The sequence below is a fragment of the Micromonospora sp. WMMD1120 genome (assembly GCF_029626235.1).
GTDB lineage: Bacteria > Actinomycetota > Actinomycetes > Mycobacteriales > Micromonosporaceae > Micromonospora.
Window position 1 is genome coordinate 5542039 of the sequence record NZ_JARUBO010000005.1, and the last position, 18723, is coordinate 5560761.

The 18723-nt window shown below is 72.3% G+C and carries 25 protein-coding genes; 4 read left to right on the top strand and 21 right to left on the bottom strand.

Annotated features, from left to right (window positions below; genetic code table 11):
• Positions 1 to 27: 27 nt before the first annotated feature.
• From O7634_RS25620 to O7634_RS25700, 17 genes are all read right to left on the bottom strand, one after another.
• Positions 28 to 885, bottom strand: coding sequence for an NAD-dependent protein deacetylase (locus O7634_RS25620; protein ID WP_278152679.1), 858 nt, complete (start codon positions 883 to 885; stop codon positions 28 to 30).
• Between the two features lie 76 nt (positions 886 to 961).
• Positions 962 to 2029 carry a MerR family transcriptional regulator gene (locus O7634_RS25625; RefSeq protein WP_278152680.1) on the bottom strand — a complete coding sequence of 356 codons (1068 nt, stop codon included), beginning with the start codon at positions 2027 to 2029 and terminating at the stop codon, positions 962 to 964.
• Between the two features lie 123 nt (positions 2030 to 2152).
• Positions 2153 to 2848 (bottom strand): DivIVA domain-containing protein, encoded by a 696-nt coding sequence (locus O7634_RS25630; RefSeq protein WP_278152681.1) that lies wholly within the window; start codon positions 2846 to 2848, stop codon positions 2153 to 2155.
• Positions 2845 to 4026 carry a globin domain-containing protein gene (locus O7634_RS25635; RefSeq protein ID WP_278152682.1) on the bottom strand — a complete coding sequence of 394 codons (1182 nt, stop codon included), beginning with the start codon at positions 4024 to 4026 and terminating at the stop codon, positions 2845 to 2847. Before O7634_RS25635 ends, O7634_RS25630 begins: the two co-directional genes overlap by 4 nt.
• A gap of 2 nt (positions 4027 to 4028) precedes the next feature.
• Positions 4029 to 4427, bottom strand: a complete 399-nt coding sequence (locus tag O7634_RS25640) for a group 1 truncated hemoglobin (protein ID WP_278152683.1) — start codon at positions 4425 to 4427, stop codon at positions 4029 to 4031.
• A 251-nt stretch (positions 4428 to 4678) separates the two neighbouring features.
• Entirely contained in the window at positions 4679 to 5275 is a 597-nt protein-coding gene (locus O7634_RS25645) for a MerR family transcriptional regulator (protein ID WP_278152684.1), read from the bottom strand.
• Between the two features lie 178 nt (positions 5276 to 5453).
• A complete protein-coding gene (locus O7634_RS25650; RefSeq protein WP_278152685.1) occupies positions 5454 to 5918 on the bottom strand; it encodes a bifunctional nuclease family protein in 465 nt (154 codons plus the stop codon).
• 186 nt (positions 5919 to 6104) lie between these two features.
• On the bottom strand, positions 6105 to 6806 hold the full coding sequence (locus tag O7634_RS25655; RefSeq protein ID WP_278154079.1) for a MerR family transcriptional regulator: 702 nt from the start codon (positions 6804 to 6806) through the stop codon (positions 6105 to 6107).
• Positions 6807 to 6856: 50 nt separating this feature from the next.
• Complete coding sequence (locus tag O7634_RS25660; RefSeq protein WP_007071101.1) at positions 6857 to 7309, bottom strand: FHA domain-containing protein; 453 nt, start codon at positions 7307 to 7309, stop codon at positions 6857 to 6859.
• Between the two features lie 213 nt (positions 7310 to 7522).
• On the bottom strand, positions 7523 to 7903 hold the full coding sequence (gene gcvH, locus O7634_RS25665; RefSeq protein ID WP_278152686.1) for a glycine cleavage system protein GcvH: 381 nt from the start codon (positions 7901 to 7903) through the stop codon (positions 7523 to 7525).
• A 59-nt stretch (positions 7904 to 7962) separates the two neighbouring features.
• Positions 7963 to 8970 carry a DUF881 domain-containing protein gene (locus O7634_RS25670; protein WP_278152687.1) on the bottom strand — a complete coding sequence of 336 codons (1008 nt, stop codon included), beginning with the start codon at positions 8968 to 8970 and terminating at the stop codon, positions 7963 to 7965.
• A gap of 11 nt (positions 8971 to 8981) precedes the next feature.
• Entirely contained in the window at positions 8982 to 9314 is a 333-nt protein-coding gene (locus tag O7634_RS25675; RefSeq protein ID WP_030327710.1) for a small basic family protein, read from the bottom strand.
• A complete protein-coding gene (locus O7634_RS25680; protein WP_278152688.1) occupies positions 9311 to 10255 on the bottom strand; it encodes a DUF881 domain-containing protein in 945 nt (314 codons plus the stop codon). Before O7634_RS25680 ends, O7634_RS25675 begins: the two co-directional genes overlap by 4 nt.
• On the bottom strand, positions 10252 to 10884 hold the full coding sequence (locus tag O7634_RS25685) for a CDP-alcohol phosphatidyltransferase family protein (RefSeq protein ID WP_278152689.1): 633 nt from the start codon (positions 10882 to 10884) through the stop codon (positions 10252 to 10254). The genes O7634_RS25680 and O7634_RS25685 overlap by 4 nt, the downstream gene beginning before the upstream one ends.
• Positions 10885 to 11179: 295 nt before the next feature.
• Complete coding sequence (locus O7634_RS25690) at positions 11180 to 11641, bottom strand: MarR family transcriptional regulator (RefSeq protein ID WP_278152690.1); 462 nt, start codon at positions 11639 to 11641, stop codon at positions 11180 to 11182.
• A 56-nt stretch (positions 11642 to 11697) separates the two neighbouring features.
• Positions 11698 to 12876, bottom strand: a complete 1179-nt coding sequence (locus tag O7634_RS25695; RefSeq protein ID WP_278152691.1) for a PP2C family protein-serine/threonine phosphatase — start codon at positions 12874 to 12876, stop codon at positions 11698 to 11700.
• Positions 12877 to 12947: 71 nt separating this feature from the next.
• On the bottom strand, positions 12948 to 13694 hold the full coding sequence (locus O7634_RS25700) for an SAM-dependent methyltransferase (protein WP_278152692.1): 747 nt from the start codon (positions 13692 to 13694) through the stop codon (positions 12948 to 12950).
• A gap of 116 nt (positions 13695 to 13810) precedes the next feature.
• On the opposite strand from O7634_RS25700, the gene O7634_RS25705 reads away from it, so the two are divergent.
• The 3 genes from O7634_RS25705 (at position 13811) to O7634_RS25715 (ending at position 15477) form a co-directional block, all read left to right on the top strand.
• Positions 13811 to 14692 carry a universal stress protein gene (locus O7634_RS25705; protein ID WP_278152693.1) on the top strand — a complete coding sequence of 294 codons (882 nt, stop codon included), beginning with the start codon at positions 13811 to 13813 and terminating at the stop codon, positions 14690 to 14692.
• A gap of 99 nt (positions 14693 to 14791) precedes the next feature.
• On the top strand, positions 14792 to 15004 hold the full coding sequence (locus O7634_RS25710) for a phosphatidylethanolamine-binding protein (RefSeq protein ID WP_088989541.1): 213 nt from the start codon (positions 14792 to 14794) through the stop codon (positions 15002 to 15004).
• On the top strand, positions 15001 to 15477 hold the full coding sequence (locus O7634_RS25715) for a hypothetical protein (RefSeq protein WP_278152694.1): 477 nt from the start codon (positions 15001 to 15003) through the stop codon (positions 15475 to 15477). The genes O7634_RS25710 and O7634_RS25715 overlap by 4 nt, the downstream gene beginning before the upstream one ends.
• A gap of 7 nt (positions 15478 to 15484) precedes the next feature.
• Here the strand turns inward: O7634_RS25715 and O7634_RS25720 are convergent, their stop codons facing one another.
• Positions 15485 to 15718, bottom strand: coding sequence for a hypothetical protein (locus tag O7634_RS25720; protein ID WP_278152695.1), 234 nt, complete (start codon positions 15716 to 15718; stop codon positions 15485 to 15487).
• Positions 15719 to 15819: 101 nt separating this feature from the next.
• On the opposite strand from O7634_RS25720, the gene O7634_RS25725 reads away from it, so the two are divergent.
• Positions 15820 to 16470 (top strand): hypothetical protein, encoded by a 651-nt coding sequence (locus tag O7634_RS25725; RefSeq protein ID WP_278152696.1) that lies wholly within the window; start codon positions 15820 to 15822, stop codon positions 16468 to 16470.
• Positions 16471 to 16476: 6 nt separating this feature from the next.
• Here the strand turns inward: O7634_RS25725 and O7634_RS25730 are convergent, their stop codons facing one another.
• The 3 genes from O7634_RS25730 to selB form a co-directional block, all read right to left on the bottom strand.
• On the bottom strand, positions 16477 to 16662 hold the full coding sequence (locus O7634_RS25730) for a hypothetical protein (RefSeq protein ID WP_278154139.1): 186 nt from the start codon (positions 16660 to 16662) through the stop codon (positions 16477 to 16479).
• 72 nt (positions 16663 to 16734) lie between these two features.
• Positions 16735 to 16932 (bottom strand): hypothetical protein, encoded by a 198-nt coding sequence (locus O7634_RS25735; RefSeq protein WP_278152697.1) that lies wholly within the window; start codon positions 16930 to 16932, stop codon positions 16735 to 16737.
• Between the two features lie 34 nt (positions 16933 to 16966).
• Positions 16967 to 18721: a selenocysteine-specific translation elongation factor gene (gene selB, locus O7634_RS25740; RefSeq protein ID WP_278152698.1), complete on the bottom strand. Its 1755-nt coding sequence runs from the start codon at positions 18719 to 18721 to the stop codon at positions 16967 to 16969.
• Between the last annotated feature and the right edge of the window lie 2 nt (positions 18722 to 18723).

An 18723-nucleotide genomic window follows, 5' to 3' on the forward strand; every position in this document is an offset into this window, starting at 1 on the left:
GCGGATGTCCTACCCCCGCAGCACCCGTCACACACCCGCCGCGGCGACCGACGCCTGCGGCACCGCCAGCCGGGCCGCCACCTGCGGCAGCACCATCCCCAACGGGGCGTCGACGCACACCGTGGCGTGCCCGTCACCGCGGGTCGGCCCCTGGTTGACGATCGCGACCGGGATGCCCCGTTTCGCCGCCCGGATCACGAACCGACGCCCGGACATCACCGTCAACGACGACCCGAGCACCAGCACCGACCGGGCCTGCTCCACGGCGGCGAAACACCGCGCCACCCGCGCCGGCGGCACCGTCTCACCGAAGAACACCACGTCCGGTTTGAGCATCCCGGTGCCGCAGATCCCGCAGTCGACGACCCGGAACGCCGCCACCTGCTCGTCGGCGAGATCCACGTCACCATCCGGGTTCACCGCGGCGACGGACGCCACGAAGCCCGGGTTGGCCTCGCGCAACCGCCGGTCCAACTCCTCCCGCGAGGTGGCGTTCCCGCAGTCCAGGCAGGTCACCTCGTCCAGGCGGCCGTGCAACTCGATCACCGACGTGCTGCCCGCCGCCTGGTGCAGACCGTCGACGTTCTGCGTGATCACCGTGTCGACCAGGCCCGCCGTCTGCAATGCCGCCACCGCCCGGTGCCCGGCGTTGGGCGCGGCGCGCGCGATCAGCCGCCACCCCAGGTGGCTGCGCGCCCAGTAGCGCCGCCGCGCGAGCGGATCGGTGGTGAACGCCTGGTACGTCATCGGGGTGTGCCGCCGCGCCACCCCGCTGGGCCCCCGGTAGTCCGGGATGCCCGACTCGGTGGACAGGCCGGCGCCGCTGAGCACCACCACACCACCGGCGGCCACCAGCGAGGTCAACTCCGCGAGGCTCTCCGTCACTCCCCCATGCTGCCTCACCCCGGCGGGGACCGGCGAACCCCGACCGCCGATGCCGGCCGGGGACCGCCGGCGCGGCCTACGCCGCGACGACGTCGACGACCACGGCGGCGACGTTGTCCGGGGCCCCCCGCTCCCGCACCCGGTCGAGCAACCCCCGCACCGTCCGCTCGGGATCGGCCCCCGCACCCAACCCCCGGCGCAGCTCCGCCCGGTCCACGACGGCGGACAACCCGTCGGAGCAGAGCAGATACCGGTCACCGGGCCGGGCCGTCCGCAACGCCAGATCCGCCTCCAGACGGTCCCCGGCGCCCAGGGCGCGCACCAGCACCGCCCGCCGTGGGTGCGCCGCGGCCTGCGCGGGGTCCAGCCGACCCTGCTCCACCTCGACCTGCACCCAGGTGTGGTCCCGCGTCAACAACGACAACTCACCATCGCGCAGCAGGTAGGCGCGGCTGTCCCCGACGTGCACCAGAGCCAGCTCCGAGCCGCTGCGCAGCACCGCCGTCAGCGTGCTGCCCGGCTGGTGGTCGTCGGTGGCCAACCCCCGCACCGTACGGTTGGCGTCGGCGACCGCGCCGGCGAGCATCGCCAGCAGGTCGACCGCCGGCGCGTCCGCGACCTCCAACGCCCTCAAGGCGTCGACGGCGGCCACCGCGGCGTCGGCCCCACCGGGCCCCCGCACCCCGTCCGCTACGGCGAACAACCGCTCATCGGCGTACGCGACGTCCTCGTTGCTGTCCCGCACCAACCCGGTGTCACCACCGGCGGCGTAACGGACCTCGACATCGTGACTCTGCTCAGACATGGTGGCGCCCCCTTCGGAGAGGTGGTCCACGAGGATGGTGGCGAGCCGACCGCGAGCCGCCGTGTCGGCGGCGACCTCCCGCCAGTACGCGGCGACCGCCGCGGCCGCCGCCACCCGGTCCAGGCCGCACACCACACGCACCGCCGCCAACGGCATGTCGATCCGACGCAGCGCGGCGACCAACCGGGCCGACGGCAGCTGCGCCGGGTCGTACAGCCGGTACCCGGACTCGGCGTCGACAGCCGCCGGTACCACCAGACCCACCCGGTCGTACAGGCGCAACGCCTTCGGCGTCAACCCCGCCGCCCGGGCGAACGCCCCGATGGTCATCAGCCCCACGTCGGTACCCTCCTCGTGCCGGTCACGGCGACCGGCACCCACCACGGTGGGGGTTACCCGAAGGTCAAGGTCAAGCTCACCGCCGACCCGGGTGGGGTGCGTCGCTGAACCCCACCCGCCCGGTCACCGCTGCTGGTGCCTCGGCAACGCCGAACGACCCGTCGCGCCACCCACGAACGGCGCCCCCGGCGTCTCCGCCGCGATCCGATCCATCGTGCGGGCCAGATGCTCACTGCCATCGTCGAGATGCCGCGCCGCCGCCTGCATGTGCGACACCATCATCTCCCCGAAGATCCGCAACGCCTCCCGGGTCGCCACCGTGTCGTCGAAGCTCGACCCGGCGGAGCTGCGGTACTCCGCCACCGCCCGCTCCGCCTCCTGCTTCGCCTCCGCCTCGGCCGCGTGCAGGTAACTCTCGTACTGCACCCGGGCGTACTCGGCGACCCGCCGCGCGTAGTCGTGCGCCTGCGCGATGATCTGCTCCGCCTCCCGTTGCGCCGCGGACAGCAGATTCACCTCCCGCGCCGCCGGGACCTTCCCCGCCGCCCCCGCGCTCGGGATCACCCCGTGCCGGTGCAACTCCACCCGGTCGTTGAGCCGCTCGTTCTCCGCCCGCAACGTCGCGATCTGCGTCGCCAACAGATCCAACTCGTCGGCGACCTGCATCCGGAACCGGTCCACGTCGGCATTGTCGTAACCCCGCCGGGTGAACGACGCGGTGCCGAACTCCCACCGCCGCACCCGGTCGGCGGTCATCCGCACCTGCACACCGCCGGAGACCTGCACCCCGTCATACCGACTGATCGGCGTCGCGCTCACCTGTAACCACCTCCCGAAGTGTCACCGGCACTGGGCTGCTGCACCGCGGTGCGCCACGCCGGCCCGTACCACTGCCCACCCAGGCCCTCGTGGTGCACCTGACCCGTGTGGAAACCCGCCTGCGTCAACGTCCGCACCGCGTGCGACACCATCTCGTCGGACCCGCACACGAACACGTGCCGCGACCGCCAGTCACCATCGGCCAACGCCCGGTCCACCGCGTGCACGAACTCCCCCGGCCGGTGCACGTCCGCACCCACCACGTACGTCACCGTCAACCACGGGTGCGACGACGCCAACTTGTCGATCGCGTCGCTGTCGTACAACTCGCTGCGCGAACGGGCCCCCACGTACAGGTCCACCCGCCGGCGGGAACCCTCCGCGGCCACCTGCTCCACCAACGCCTTCACCGGCGCCCACCCGGTGCCCGACACCAGCAACAACAGGTCACTGGAGCCCGCCGCCCGCAACGCCAACCGCTCGCCCACCGGCGCGGCCAGGTGGATGCGGTCACCCACCGCCGACCCGTACACCAACCGCGACGAGACCACCCCACCCGGGGCGGCCCGCACGTGCAACTCCAAGGTGCCGTCCGCGCGCGGCGCGTTCGCCGGCGAGTAGTACCGCCACGACCGCACCGACGGGTGCGACACCCCGATCGACTGCCCCGGGGTGAACGGCAACAGGTACTGCGGACGCAACGTCAACACCGCCACGTCGAACGCCCGCCGCTCGTGGGCCACGATCTCCGCCACCCACCACGGCGGGTTCACCGACTCGGCGGCCTGCGCGGCCTCCGTCATCACCTGCGCGACCAACCCGTACGCGGCCGTCCAGTCCGCGGCCAACTCGTCGGTCCACTGCTCGGCGAGGAAATGCTGCAACGTCGCCACCAGCGCCTCACCGACCGCCGGATAGTGCTCCGCGCGCACCGCGAACTTCCGGTGATCGGCGCCGAGATCCTGCAGGAAACCCACCAGCCGGTCCACCTGGTCCACGTTGGACACGATGTGACCCAACGCGGTCACCAGGCGGTCCCGCTGCCCGGCCATGTTCGTGGGGAACATCTGCCGTGTCTCGGGATGGGCGAGGAACAACGTCGAGTAGAAGTAGAGCGGAACCTGGTCACCGTGCTCGGCGACCGCCGCCCAGCTCTGCTTGAGTCGGGCCGCGTCCACGCTCAGGCGCCCGACCCGGCATCGGCGGCCACCACCTGGTCCTGCACCTGACCCAGGACCGTCTGCACGTCAGCGAGAATGTCCGCCGGCACACCCAACTCGGTCAACGTCACCGTCAGGTGCTCGCCCACCTTCACGTAGTGCGCCACCGGGATGTGCAACGGCTGGTGCGCCTCCGCCAGACCCCGACCGCTGTACTCGTTCGGCCCGCCCAGCACCACCGTCAACATCAATGCCAGGTGCCGCCGCTGACCCGCCATGTCCACATCGGCGAAGTAACCCGCCAACTCCGGGTCAGCCAGCACCTTCTCGTAGAACAGCTCCACCGCCGCCTTGACCGAACTCGCGCCGCCAATGCGCTCGTAGTGCGAAACGGGAGCAGTCTCTTCCGTAACCGTCACGGTTGTTCCTTCCGGGGAATGAAGGGTGCAGAACCGTGAGGGACCATAGCGTGTCAACCGCCCGCGGTCAGTGCCCCCATATCAGATTCCCGACACGGCACCGAAACGCTGCGTCACCACTACCGACCGGTATCCACGGTGGGCCACCGCAGCGACACCCAGAGTGTCCACAATGGACCGGACAGCACACCTGAACCAGCTGCCGTCACCGAAAGTAGTGAAGACCCTACCGAAAAAAACCCGGAAGAGCCTCAGCCGGCCCGCCGCCGCGCCCGCCGCGCCGCCAACTCGTCACCCACCGGATCCGACTCCGACGTTACGACCGGCTCCACCGGACCACTCGCCGCCGGCTCCGCCGGCAGATGCGACAACGAGCCCTGGATCTCCTTGAAGGCCCCACCGATCGCGATCCCGAAAACACCCTGGCCACCCTGCAACAGGTCGACCACCTCCTCCGGAGAACGACACTCGTACACCGTCGTCCCATCAGAGATCAGCGTGATCCCGGCCAGATCCTCCACACCACGCGACCGCAACGCCTCGATCGCCTTACGGATGTTCTGCAGGGACACCCCCGCATCCAACAACCGCTTCACGACCTTCAACACGACGAGGTCCCGGAACGAGTACAACCGCTGCGTCCCCGAACCCGAGGCGTCCCGCACGCTCGGCACCACCAGCGTCGTCCGCGCCCAGTAATCCAACTGCCGGTAGCTGATGCCCACCGCGTGGCAGGCCGTCACACCCCGATAGCCGACCGAACCGTCACCCTCCACCGCCACACCCGGCGGCGAGACACCCGGCTCACTCAACCCTGCACCCGGATCGGAATCCCGCGGCTCGTGCATCCGGACAACCTCCCCGTCAGTGCGGCGACGCGTCGTGTCCTCCGACGCGCACCCCTCGACACGGCAACCCTATAGCCATCCACAGGGGTTACCACGGAGGAACGGACGCGACACGCCGCGCAGCCACCGAGAAGATCACCCGCCGCCACCACCGGGCGACGAGCCAGCACAGACCACCTCAGCCCGCGAAATCCTCCGGACGCACCTGCTCCAGGAACTCGCGGAACTTCTCCACCTCGTCCTCCTGCTCGTCAGGGATGATGATCCCCGCCTCAGTGAGGACCTGCTCCGCACAACGAATCGGCGCACCGACACGCAACGCCAACGCGATCGAATCGCTCGGCCGCGCCGACACCCGCACCCCGTCCCCGAGCAACAGATCCGCGTAGAACACGTTCTCCTTCAGCTCGGTGATCTCCACCGCCTGCAACGGCGCCTTCAACGCCGCCAACACATCCCGCAGAAGATCATGCGTCAACGGCCGGGCCGGCTTGACCCCCTGCTGCTCATAAGCGATAGCCGTCGCCTCGACCGCGCCGATCCAGATCGGCAGATAGCGGTCCCCCTCGACCTCCCTGAGCAGGACGATCGGCTGGTTGCTGGGCAGCTCCACCCGAACTCCGACCACGCTCAGCTCGCGCACCGCCGCCTCCGTGTCGTTGTCACCTATGCCGCACCGCGCCCTTCCCTGCACGGTACACGGACCGAAACACGGCCGTCCCATGCGCAACAGCAGCACGCCCGCGCCGAAAAGGGGTTACCCCGGCAAGCCTACGGCACGCTTCCCGGAAGAGATCTTTCCGCTCAGCCCACCACCCACCGGCCGCGCTCACCGACCCAACGTCGACCGCAGACCCACCCGCACCAACGCCGCGTGCAACTGCTCCGACAACGCCACCAACTCCCGCGCTGTCTCCGCCGCCCGCGCCCGCGCCGCCGGATCGCTCTGCCGCGCCAACGGCGCCACCAACTGCGCGAACAAACCGACCTCACGGTCCGCCGCCGTCCGATAACCCCGCAGATGCCGAGGCTCCAACCCGTACGACGCCAACCCCGCCACCGCCGACGCGATGATCAGAGCATCCGCGTCATACCACCCCGGCGGATCCGACACCACCACACCGAGACGCTCCAACTCCACCAACGTCGACTCGTCGATCCCACTACGCGCCACCAGATCCGCCCGGCCGAGCCGCACCTGCGACGACTCGGCCGGCTCCGCGACCTCACGACCCGGCACCGCACCATCAGGACCAACCGCCACCAACGCCGGCCGCGACCGCTCCGGCTGCTCACCGGACGAATCCCACTCGGCCAACTGCTCACGGATCACCCGCAACGGCAGATACCGGTCCCGCTGCGCGGTCAACACGAACCGCAACCGCGCCACATCGTCCCAGCTGTACTTCCGGTAACCCGCAGCCGTCCGCTGCGGCTCCACCAGACCCTCAGCCTCAAGAAACCGCAGCTTCGAAATCGTGGTGTCCGGGAAATCCACCCGCAACTGCCCGAGCACCTCACCGATGCTCATCAGCGGCGCAGACCGGGCCGCCCCGGGTGACGTGGAGGCCGCAGGCTCGTTCACCCCCGGCCGGCCTCCTCCTCCGGGCGCGGACCGGCGATGAACACCACCCGGAACTTACCGATCTGAACCTCGTCACCATTGCTCAACGTGGCCGCCTCGACCCGCTCACGATTCACGTACGTGCCATTCAAACTGCCCACGTCCCGCACCGTGAACGTCCCACCATCACGATGGAACTCCGCGTGCCGACGCGACACCGTCACGTCATCGAGGAAGATGTCACTGTCCGGGTGCCGGCCACTGGTCGTCACATCATGGTCCAACAGGAACCGGGCACCCGCATTCGGACCTCGACGAACCACCAGCAGCGCCATACCCGGCGGCAACGAACCGGACATCCGGCTCGGCACCACATCGGTATCCGGCCCCTCCAGCACTTCGTCGAGCGAACCGAGATTGAGCGTCGAAGTGACGTCGAGCGGGGGGAACTCGTCGTCTGGCCGCGTCATGGGACCACCTCACGGATCTGTTCGGTCGGCGTCGGGTAATGGCGGGTCTGGCCGCCGGGCACTTGACCACCCGGCGGCTGGCTCCCCGTGCCCGGGAAGGCAATTCCGCAACGCTCAACTATTGGGTTCTCGGTCGACTGGGCGAGCCTAGCCAGCGCCGAAATGCAGGGCAACCGGACGCGCGCAGACAACCACACGCCGGATCAAGCACACTCAGCCTTCGGTGATCTTCTGATACGCGGCCGCCGTGAGCAACCCGTCAGTCGCCGTCGGATCGTTCGGAGTGATCTCCACCAACCAACCCGCACCGTACGGCTCAGTGTTGATCAACTCGGGCGTGTCACCCAACGCGTCGTTACGCGCCGCCACCGTACCGGCCACCGGCGCGTAGATCTCCGACACACTCTTCGTCGACTCGATCTCACCCAACGAGTCGCCGACCGCGACCTCCGCACCCACCTCGGGCAACTGCACATACACGATGTCACCCAACGCGTCCTGCGCGAAGTGCGTGATGCCGACCCGGACCGAAGCCGTGCCGTCACCCGCCACCCACTCATGCTCGGCGGTGTATCGCAGATCCTCAGGAATCACCAGACGCGTCCTTCACCCATCGTGCCCCGGACCACCCGGGCCCGGCGCGGCCGCGCCGGTCACGAGACCGGACGGGCGTGTTCCAACTTGATCGGCACGTGCAGCGCCGAAACCTCGGCAACCTCACGCTCCCCAAACGTCACGTTACCGCCGCCACCCCGGACCGACGCCACCACCCCACCAGGAATGTTCAACGCCGTCCGCATCGTCGCCGGATCACCGATCACCGTGATCGTGTACGGGCCCGTCAACCGACGCCCCTCCACCACGAGCGACCCGTTCTCCCCATCCAGGAAGAACGTCGACGCGATGATCCGCACCGTCGCCCGATCACCACCGGAGATCTGCATCGCCTCCGCGCCCGCGCCCCGCAACTCCTGCACCGCGTCCAACACCCGGTTCGCCGAGATCGGCTTCACACCCGACTCGAACTGCACCGTCAACCCCGGACCCACCGCCGGCAACGTACCCGCCAGAATGCCCAGCTCATCCGCCCGCCGCGTCGCCTCGTCCAACGCCGCCTGCCGACCCTGCTCGCCCGAGCGCAACTGCCGCTGGCTGTCCTCCAACGCCCGGATGTCCTGCTGCAGGCGACTCTCCCGCGCATCCAGATCCGACAGGATGCGCACCAGGTCCTCCTGGCGCGTCGCCCCCAACGTCGGATCCGTCGACGTCGTCTTCAACTGCACGACCAGCGTGAACCCCAGCAACACCAACAACGCCACGATCATCACACCGGCCGTGCTGAACCGCGACCGCGGCGACACCGCTGACCGCGCCGGCTCCTCGGCAGACTCCTCCGCCGGCTCCTCGGCAACGGCCGACCCACCGGCCGGCGGCACCGCACGCAGATCCACCGTCGCGCCGTCATCCACCGGCGCCCCACCCGGCTCGTCGTCCGACGGCCCCGGCGGGACCTCACCCGGCCCCCGCGGCGCCAACGGACTCAGCTCGTCCGGGTCCGGCGCATCCGGCCGCGGATCCGGCTCACCCGCCGGCCCGCCCGGCCGCCCCGGACCCGCCGGCTGCGGCCACCCGGTCCCCGTGTCGGTCTGCTCGTCATCCATCGCAACCCAACCTACGCCCGGAACAGGTGCCGACGGATCGCCGCCACGTTCCCGAAGATACGCACACCCAGCACCACGACCACACCCGTGGACAACTGCCCACCCACCCCCAACTGGTCACCCAGATACACGATCAGACCAGCGACCAACACGTTGGAGATGAACGACACCACGAACTGCTTGTCATCGAAGATACGGTCCAACCGCGCCCGCACCCCACCGAACACCGCATCCAACGCGGCCACCACAGCGATCGGCAGATACGGCTGCAACGCCGCCGGCACCGTGGGATCAAGCCACACCCCCAGCACCACACCGGCGAGCAACGCCAGAACCGCGATCATCGGCCACCTCCGGAGGGGCTAACTGTCGTCGCCGGACCGGACGACCCGGGACCGCCGGACCGGACACCCGACGCGGAAGGGCTCGGACTGACCGACGGCTTGGCGTAGCGTAGCTGCGGCTCCGGCGCCGCCGGCAAGGTGAGGTCATCGGACTCCCGCACACCGAACGACAACCCCGTCTTCTGCGCGACCTCCCGCATCAACGCCGCGTTACGGCTGTCCTCGAACTTGCGCCGCATCGAACCCGGACCGATCGCCGACACCTCGTACGGCCCCGTCACCGGCCGGAAATCCACGAGCATCGCCTCACCCGCCGACCGGATCGTCGACGTCGACGTCAACCGCTGCCCGTTGATGGCGATCGCCTCCGCGCCGGCGCTCCACAACGCGTTCGCCACCCCCTGCAGATCGCTGTAGAGCACCCGCGGCGGCCCCGCGCCCGCGCCGGTCACCGCGTCCGCGTTGTCCGGCGCGTCCGCCAACCGCACCACCACACCGTCGCCACGCACCCGCCCCAACCCGGTGCTCGCCTCCAGATCACGCAACCGGGCGGCGGCCGACCCGCTCAACGCCGCGTCCCGCTGCCGACCGACCTCCTCACGCAGCTGGTCCGCCCGCGTCGACAACCGGTCGGTCTGACTCTCCCGCTCCTTGATCTGCGCCACCAGCCCGGAGCGGGCCTGGCTGCGCCCCGGCTCGTCGGCCACCGTCTGCCGGTACGCCACAGCGAACAGGAAACCCAGCAACACCACCACGACCAGGCTCACCGACCGCGCCGACCGGGCCCGCCACCCCGGCGTCGACCCGGACGCCGACGAGCGACGCCGCGCCGCGGCCGCGTCCGCATAGCCTGGGTCCAGCGGGTTGCGGAACAGCTCGGTGAGGAAATCCGGCGCGTACACCCGGTCCTGACCCGGCTTCCCGGGCCGCGGCGCGCTCACGCCACCGCCCTCGGACCACGGACCGCGCGCACCAGACGCGCCGCCTGCACGACGTACATCCCGCCGGCGACCCAGTAGAGCACCAGGCCCCACCACGCCAGCGCCCAGCCGATCGCGCTCGCCGCCGTCGCCACCCCGGTCGCCGCGGTGGCCAACAGCAACACCGGGAACGCCGCAAGCAGCAGGAACGTCGCGGTCTTACCCATGTAGTGCACCGGCGGCGGCCCGTACCCGTGCCGACGCAGCACCGCCAGCGAGGCGAGCAGGAGCAGCTCGCGGGCCAGCAGCGCGGCGGTGAACTGCCACGGCACCACCTCGCGCGCGGTGAAGGCGACCAGGGTGGCGAGGATGTAGAGCCGGTCGGCGAGCGGGTCGAGCAACTCGCCGAGGCGGCTCACCTGACGCAGCCGACGGGCGATCCACCCGTCGACCCAGTCGGTGGTGCCGCCGATGGCCAGCACGACGACCGCCGCCACGTCGGACCGGGCGACCAGGAACAGGTAGAGGAAGAGCGGCACGCCCAGCAGCCGCCCGAAGCTGATCAGGTTGGGCAGGGTGAGCACGCGGTTGCCGGGACCCTGGTCACCGGTGTCCGGCGGTTGCTCTGCCCGAGCCGGCCGACGCGACACCGATCCTCCTCCACGGCACGCGGGCCCCCGGCCGACGCCGGGCGCGGCCGAGGGTCGTACGCGTTGTCGGGCCGACCACCGCCGGCGCTCCCCCGCGGCCCCGGGCGGGGCCCCGTTCCTGATGCGGCCCGCGGTCGTCATGACCGCGGGCCGGGTAGGTGCGCTGCCACTATATCGGGCTCCCTCTTGCTGCCCGGCTCCCGTTGTCCGCCGGTCGGTGCGGTTGTGTCGCGTTGTGGCGGGCGTCACCACGCGTAGAGCGTCCTAGGACACCAGTGGACAGCGGGGATGCCGCTCAGGCGGTGCGGACCGCCGGATCGACCTGCGGCTCAGGCACCGACGTCGCCGCCCGGGCGAACGCGACCAACGCCAGCAACAGGTCGTGCTGCGTCCGCGTCGGCATCCGGTCGAGCACCGACTGCACCGCCCGTTGCCGCCGCTGGGCCAACTCCTCCAGCAGCGTCAGCGCGGCGGCGGTCGGCACCAGGCGCACCTCCCGCCGGTCGCGGGGGTCGGCCACCCGGCGCAACAGGCCGGTCGCCTCCAACCTGTCGCACAGTCGGCTGGCCGACGAGGGCACCACGTCCAGCAGCTCGGCCAGCCCGTTGACGTTGGTCTCGGGTCGATCGCTGAGCAGCGTCAAGACCCGCAGCTGGGTGGGCGGCAACCGGTGCCGGGACGCGGCCGAGTCGAGCACGGCGACGAGAGTCTGGGCAGCCGCGTCGATCGCTGCGGCGAGATCCGCAGGTCGCTCCACCTGATGTCCCCTGCCGTCGTCGCGCTGGTGCCCGCCCGGCGAAGCGGCGGTGAACCTCACCCCCTGCCCCGCCCGTCCGGACCGTGCCAGTCCAGACAGACCACCACGGCGTCGTCGCGCAGATCGGACTCCGCGTGGTAGGCGTGCAGTTCGCGCATCACCGTACCAACCGCCTCGGCCGGCGGCTGCAACCGCGTGGCGCGCAGCGACCGCGCCATCATCTGCTGGCCGTACGGCTCCCGGCCCGGCGGCTCCGCGGCCCACACCCCGTCGCTGACCACGAAGAGCCGGTCACCCGGCTCCAGGTGCAGATCCTGCAGCTCGTACCGCGTCTCGGCGAACATGCCCAGCGGCAGCTGTTGATCCAGCTTGATCGGCTCGACCGACGACCCGCGCATCCGCAGCAGGTGGGGCGAGCCCGCGTCGACCGCCCGCACCCGGCCGGCGCGGGTGTCCACCTCCAGCAGCAGCGTCGCCACGTACCGTGCGCCCCGGTGCTGGTAGAAGACGGTGTCCGAGGCCAACTCGGCCTGTTCCACAAGGCCGCCGCCGGAGCGACGGGCGTTGCGCATCGCGTTGACGGTGACGGCGGTCAACAGCGACGCCGCCAGGCCACTGCCGTCGCCGTTGAGCACCGTCACGGTGAGCCGGTCACCGTCGAGGGACCAGTCGAAGTGGTCCCCGCCCACCGTGTACGCCGGTTCGAGCTGGCCCGCCAGGTCGAACGCGTGGTGCGCCACCCCACGCCCGGGCAGCAGGTCCCACTGCATCTCGGCGGCCATCGTCAGCCGCTCCCGGCGGCGGGCCCGCCGGTACCTGTCGGTCTCCCGGTCGGCCGCGCGCATCGCCACCGCCAGGGCGTCGGCGACGTCCGTCGCCCGAGCGGTCAGCGCCGCGTTCGGAACCGCGGGAAGCTCGATCATCAGCACGCCCAGCCGCTCCCCCCACACCGTCAACGGCAGGTAGAGCCGGCACGGGCCCTCACCGGCGGCGTCACGCACCGGTTGCTGACTGCTGAAGCACCGCTGGGCCACGGTGTGGCAGGCCAGGAATCCGGCGGCCGGCAGCTCCGGGTCCAGCACCGGCCAGAGCCCGCTGATCCGGTAGTCGGCGACGAAGACGTCGGTGCGCGACGCGCCCAGCGTCGAGCGGATCGCCCGGTCCGCCGCCTCCGCCAACTGGTCGGGCGGAGCCTCGCGCAGCGCGCGCGACACCACGTCCGGCGCGTCTACCATGATGGTCCTCCCCAGAAACTTGCTATAGGGCAAGCATCATACGGGCCACCCCGACGCGACGATCAGCGCGGTCAGTCGACGGCGCGGGTCGCGAGCACGGCGTGGAACGCGTCGGGCACCGGCGCGGGAGCACCCTCCGGCCGCCACTCGGCCACCGGGACGATGCCGTCCACTGTCGGCGCCCAGCGGCCCAGCAGCGACGCGAACGTCGACGGCGCGCGCATCCGGAACTGCGGGCCCATCATGGCCAGCGCCTCCGGATGGCCCGCCAACTCCTCGGTGTCGAAGTCCACGGCGAGCATGCTGCCCGGCGCCGCCGCCGCGTACAGCTCGTCGAGGGTGCGGGTCAGCGTGGCGTCGTCCAGGAACGCGGCCAGCCCCAGGAAGACCACCCCGACCGGACGCCGACCCCAGCCCGGGACGAAACGGTGCAGCTGCGCCCTGTCGATCGAGCCGACATCGGTCGCGTCGCCGAAGCCGTAGCCGGCCCGGTCGCTGCCGGCGAGAATGCTCTGGCCCAGCCGGATGGTCACCGGATCGACGTCGGTGTAGAGCACCGTGGCGTCCGTGGCGACCTCGTGCACGTTGCCCATCGTGGGCACTCCGGCGCCGAACACCAGGAAACCGTCCACGCCGTGCTCGAGCATCGCCCGCACCGCGCGGCCCAGGAACGCCCGCAGCTCCCGGAACACCGGCGCACAGGGCCCGTACGCCCGCTCGAACGCGGTCGCCGCGGCCACGTCCACCGGGAAGTGGTGCCGGCCGCCGAGCCAGAAATCGATCATGCGTGCGGTGCTCGGCTGGTCTGGTTCACCCATCGGCGACGCTCCCTCTCCGGCCGGTCGTCGCCAGCGTACCGATCCCGACGCGGTCGGCGGTATCGCGCCGCGAGGGCGTCCGGGCCAGCGATACTGGCCGCGAGCGGAGGTGGGCGGTGAACTCGGCGAACAACGCGGCGGTGGTCGTCGGCGTGGACGGCTCCGAGCCGGCGCTGCGTGCGGTACGCCTCGCCGCCACCGAGGCGGCACGCCGGGGCCGGCCACTGCGGATCGTGCACGGCTTCATCTGGCCGCTGCTGCACGTGCCGGCCTCCCCCGCGCCGGACGCACCGCCCGGCGGTGGGCTGCGCCACCAGGCCCGCGAGCTGGTCGACGCCGCGGTGGCCGAGGCCGAGGCGACAGCGCCGGGGCTGACCGTCTCCGGCGAGATCATCGACGGCGAGGCCGCCGCGGTGCTCGTCGGAGAGTCCCCCACCGCCGCGCTCCTCGTGCTCGGCGACCGCGGACTGGGCGGCTTCTCCGCGCTGGTGGTCGGTTCGGTGGCGGTACAGGTCGCCGCGTACGCCGACTGCCCGGTGCTGGTGGCCCGCGGCGCGTGCCGTCCCGACCAGCCGGTGCTCGTCGCGGTGGACGGCTCGGAGGCGTCCCGGCTGGCCGCCGACGTCGCCGCCGAGGCCGCCGTGGCGCGCGGCGTGCCGCTGGCGGCGGTGCACGCCTACCGGCACCCCGGCAGCAGCGGCCCCGGCGACATGCAACCCCTGGTGTACGACGAGGCGGCGCTGCACGGCGAACAACAGCGGATGCTCGCCGAGTGGCTGGACGGGCTCACCGGGCGGCACCCCGGGCTGCGGTTGACCTGTCGGGCGGTGCACGGTCGCCCCGGCACGGTGCTCGCCGAGGCGACCCGCGACGCCCAACTGGCGGTGGTGGGCGGGCAGGGGCGCGGCGAGGTGACCGGGTTGCTGCTGGGGTCGGTGAGCCAGTCGTTGCTGCACCACGCGCGGTGCCCGGTCGTCGTGGTGCGCGGGCCGCGTTGACCGCCGGGGTTGGTCGGTCACCAGACGGGTAGACGGCCGCGGTAAGGCGACCCAGACGAGGCCGGGAGCGGATGCCCCGACCGACGAAGGAGGCAGCCAGTGCCAGGACCACGGCCGGGCAGTAACGCCTACGACAAGCAGCGCGCGCGGTTGCGCAACGCGATCGACGACTCCGGACGACGGGTGCCCGACGGCAAGGCCAACCAGGTCGCCAACCGGATCCTCCAGGAGGATCGCGGCCAACGGGGTGTGGTGCGCGGTGATCGGACGTACGGGCCGAAGAGCGAGCGCGAACCGGGCGACCCGAAGTGAGGGCGGTCGACGTTGCCGACGGCGCCATCGCGGGCGCCGTCGGCAGCACCGCGCTGAACGTGGTCAGCTACCTGGACATGGCCCTGCGGGGCCGGCCGGAGAGCGACGTCCCGCAGGAGACGGTCGACCGGCTGGCCGGGATCGCACACGTCGATCTCGGCGCCGGGGACCGCCGGGCCAACCGCCGCTCCGGCCTCGGGCCGCTGATCGGCTACGGGCTCGGCGTGGCCGCGGGTGTCGCGTTCGCGCTCTACGCCGGTAATCGCCGCCAGCCCCTGCCGGTGGCCACCGGGCTGCTCGGCGCCGGCGTCATGACCATGACCGACGGGTCGATCACCGTGCTGGGCATCAGCGACCCGCGCACGTGGCGGCGCGCCGACTGGATCGCCGACATCGTCCCGCACCTCGCGTACGGGCTGGCGGCCGCCGCGACCTGGAACAGGCTGCGACGGCCGCCGGGTCGCGGTCGGTAACTCCAGCTCAGCGGGTGTCGCTGTCGTCCTCGGCCACCGGCTCGCCGGCCGGCCCGTACGGCGACACCTGCCCCCTGGGCACCGGCCGACCCTCGTCACCGCGGGACGAGCCACGGTTGAGCGGGTGCCCGGTGGGTGTCGGCCCCCTGCTGTCCTGGCTGGTGGCGCCCTTGGCGTTACGGCGGAACTCTTCCTGCTGCGGGTTGACCACTGGTGTCTCCCTCCGGCTGGGAAGCGGCATCGACCGCCTCCACCGCCGGCATACCCGCCCGCCCCGGCGGCATACCCGGCCCCCGACGCCGGCTCGACGGCTAGCGCGGCGCGCAGCGGGTATCCGACGGTGTGCGCGATGACCGAACCGTGGTACGGGTCCTGCTGGACCGGCGTGGCAGCACGTACGCGCAGGAGGCCGGCATCCGGCTCGCCGACCGGCCTGGTCCGCTGTACCAGCTGCTGGTGCTGACCACCCTGTTGAGCACCCGGATCCGGGCGTGCGTGGCGGTGGACGCCGCGCGGGAGCTGTTCGCCGCCGGCTACCGCACCCCGCAGGCGATGGAGGCGGCCGGTTGGCAGGACCGGGTCGACGCGTTGGGCCGGGGGCACTACCGCCGCTACGACGAGCGGACCGCCACCATGCTCGGCACCGGGGCGCGGTTGTGCCTGGACCGCTGGCACGGTGACCTGCGCCGCCTGCACCGCGAAGCCGAGGGCGACCCGGCCGGGCTACGGCGGCGGCTCACCGAGTTCCCCGGCATCGGCCCCACCGGGGCGGACATCTACCTACGCGAGGCGCAGGCGGTCTGGCCGGACCTGCGCCCGTACGTCGACCGTCGGGCCCTGGCCGGCGCGAAGCGGCTGGGCCTGCCGGGCTCGCCGGACCGGCTGGCCGGCCTGGTGGACGAACCGGACTTCGGCCGCTTGGCCTCCGCCCTGGTACGCGTGGCGCTGGGCGAGGAGTCCGCCGGCGAGGTCACCCGGGTCGCCGGCCGCTGACGGCGGTCACTTCACCGTCTTGTCACCGGGGCGGGTCAGGTGCCACACCAGCAGCGCGGCGAGCACCCCCAGGACGATCACCCCGCCGGAGACGCCACCGCCCTCCTCGGGGTCCCGGCCGGCGCTGCCGAAGTAGATCACCGCGAGGCCGGCCAGCACCGTGACGAACGTACGCAATCCTCGGTCCTTCACGTGTCGCACGCTAGGCCGGCGGCGTCCCCGCGGAGGCGGATTCCGCCGTGCTGTCGCCCGTCCGGGTGAGGGTCACTCCACCTCCAGGTCGTCGAGTGAGATGGCGTGCGTCATCAACCAGCGGGCCAGCGCCGTCATGCCGAACAGCCACAGCGGCACCGACTCGGTGGGGCCGTTGGTGGCGTAGATGGCGAAACGCAGGTCCGGCGCGCGGTACGCCTCGATCCGCCACCGGTGCTGCTTGTCCCGCCAGACCGCCGAAGGGTCCATGGCGTCACCGTAGGTGACGACGAGCCACCAGGGGTCAGGTGACGACGATCCGGGCGTCGTCGGGCAGTCGTCGGGTCGCGCCCCGCCGGTCCAGCAGCTCCAGCAGCGGCACCGCCACCCGACGGGTGGTGTCCAGCGCCTGCCGGGCCGCGGAGAGGGTGAACGGCTGCGGCAGCCCGGCCAGCACCCGGACCGCGTCGTCGAGCGCGTCGGGCAGCAGCACCACGTTGTCGGCCAGCCGCAGCAGCGCGCCGGCGCGCACCGCCGCGCCGATCTCCCGGGGACCCAGACCGATCTCCACGAGCCGGTCCGCCTCCGGGGCGCGGAACGGCCGGTCACCGTACTCGTCGCGGACGCGGCGCACGGCCCGTGCCACCGGTTCGGGCAGCGCGTCGGCGTCCGCCGCGGCGACGCGCCCGGCGTGGATCCGCAGCGGCGGCCGAACCAGCGCCTCGACCAGCGCCCGGTCGGGCAGGGCGAGGCGCTGACGCAGCGCGTCCACCGGCATGCCCGGCGCCAACGGGTTCTCCCGCGCGTGCCGGGCGACCTCCTCGGTGACCCTGTCGCGCAGCCGCCGCCAGTGCTCGGGGTCGGCCAGCCAGTCCCCGGCCACCGGCTCGGCGTGCGCCGGCACCCCCATTCGGCGCAGCGCGCCGGCCCGCACCAGCCCTCGGCGGCGCAACTCACCCGCCAGGTCAGGGTGACCGTCCAGCTCGGCGAGGACCTCGGCGCGGGCGGCGGCCGCACCCCGGCGGACCAGCGGTGGCGGCGCCACGTCCAGCACCCGCACCCCACCGCTGACGTGGTGCCGGCCCGGGTCCCGCAGCAACGCCCGGTCACCCACCAACAACGGCAGCGCACGGGCCAGCCGCAGTCGTACCGTGTCCGGGCCGATCGGTCGGACCCGCGCCGGCACCGCGGCGGACCCGACGTGCAGGGTGAGGGTGGCCGGCAGGTCGGCGGCCGGGTCGCCGACCAGTCGAACGTCGAGCAGGTCGGTGTGGTGGAAGCGGCCCGGGGTGAGCAGCGCGTCGCCCCGGCCCAACCGCTCGCGGGGCGTACCCCGGAGGTTGACCGCCACCCGGGCCACGGCCGTGACCTCCGGTCGGGCCTCGCCCAGCGACTGCAGGCCCCGGACCCGGACCCGGTCGTCGGCGCCGGCCACCTCCAACTCGTCGCCCACCCGCAGGCGACCGGCGCCCAGGGTGCCGGTGACCACGGTGCCGCTGCCGCGCACGGTGAAGCTGCGGTCGATCCACAGCCGCACCGGCTCGTCGGGCGTCGGCGCGGGCAGCCGCGCGGCGAGCCGGTCCAGGGCGTCCCGCAGCTCGTCGAGGCCGGCGCCGGTCCGGCCGCTGACCGCCACCGCGGGCACCGCGCCGAGACTGGTCGTGGCGATCTCCGCGCGGGCGTGGGCCAGCGCCGGCCCCGGGTCGGCCAGGTCCGCGCGGGTCACCACCAGCAGGCCGTACGCGACACCGAGCGCGTCGAGCGCGGCCAGGTGCTCGGCGGACTGCGGCATCCACCCCTCGTCGGCGGCCACCACGACCAGCGCCGCCGGCACCGGGCCGACGCCGGCGAGCATGTTCGGCACGAACCGCTCGTGCCCGGGCACGTCGACGAACGCCACGGTGCCGCCGGACGGCAACCTCGTCCAGGCGAAGCCCAGGTCGATGGTCATGCCCCGGCGGCGCTCCTCGGCCCACCGGTCGGGTTCCATCCCGGTCAACGCCCGGATGAGCGTCGACTTGCCGTGGTCGACGTGCCCGGCGGTGGCGACGACGAACACCG

Bases quoted from the DNA above. Each gene is read 5' to 3' on its own strand.
- O7634_RS25645 (WP_278152684.1), bottom strand. From the start codon at position 5,275: ATGCACGAGCCGCGGGATTCCGATCCGGGTGCAGGGTTGAGTGAGCCG.
- O7634_RS25655 (WP_278154079.1), bottom strand. From the start codon at position 6,806: ATGAGCATCGGTGAGGTGCTCGGGCAGTTGCGGGTGGATTTCCCGGAC.
- O7634_RS25660 (WP_007071101.1), bottom strand. From the start codon at position 7,309: ATGACGCGGCCAGACGACGAGTTCCCCCCGCTCGACGTCACTTCGACG.
- O7634_RS25670 (WP_278152687.1), bottom strand. From the start codon at position 8,970: ATGGATGACGAGCAGACCGACACGGGGACCGGGTGGCCGCAGCCGGCG.
- O7634_RS25675 (WP_030327710.1), bottom strand. From the start codon at position 9,314: ATGATCGCGGTTCTGGCGTTGCTCGCCGGTGTGGTGCTGGGGGTGTGG.
- O7634_RS25695 (WP_278152691.1), bottom strand. From the start codon at position 12,876: ATGGTAGACGCGCCGGACGTGGTGTCGCGCGCGCTGCGCGAGGCTCCG.
- O7634_RS25700 (WP_278152692.1), bottom strand. From the start codon at position 13,694: ATGGGTGAACCAGACCAGCCGAGCACCGCACGCATGATCGATTTCTGG.
- O7634_RS25720 (WP_278152695.1), bottom strand. From the start codon at position 15,718: ATGCCGCTTCCCAGCCGGAGGGAGACACCAGTGGTCAACCCGCAGCAG.
- O7634_RS25735 (WP_278152697.1), bottom strand. From the start codon at position 16,932: ATGGACCCTTCGGCGGTCTGGCGGGACAAGCAGCACCGGTGGCGGATC.